Annotated in this window: 1 pseudogene; it reads right to left on the bottom strand. The window is 67.1% G+C overall.

Annotation, left to right across the window (positions count from 1 at the left end):
- Nucleotides 1-295 (bottom strand): annotated as a pseudogene (locus tag QP415_RS11410) (hypothetical protein); the annotation flags it as partial.

The raw sequence follows: 295 nt of genomic DNA, 5'->3' as shown, positions 1-295 counted from the left end.
AGAGGACGCGGAGATGTTGAAAATCGCGCGCGGCCACGAATCGGAGTTCGTAATCGCCAGAGACGCCGGGGTGAAGTCCAGGGCCTGCGGGGCCTGACCCGAGGCCGTGGCCAGCGCGTACTGCGCGGTGCGATAGTCCAGCGCGCCCTGAGCGACGCGACCCGACAGGTCGGCTGCATTCAGCGATGCATCGGCCTTCGTCATGGCCTGCCCGGTTGCGTCAAGGACGGAGGAGATGCGCTCGAGGTCCAGATTCGCGGCGCTCTGCACCTCATCGCCCGACTGGGCGACGATC

It is taken from the genome of Pauljensenia sp. UMB3104 (genome assembly GCF_030217285.1).
Taxonomy (GTDB): Bacteria; Actinomycetota; Actinomycetes; order Actinomycetales; family Actinomycetaceae; genus Pauljensenia.
Note: the sequence above shows the minus strand (reverse complement) of the source record. Positions and strands in the feature narration are given on the sequence as shown.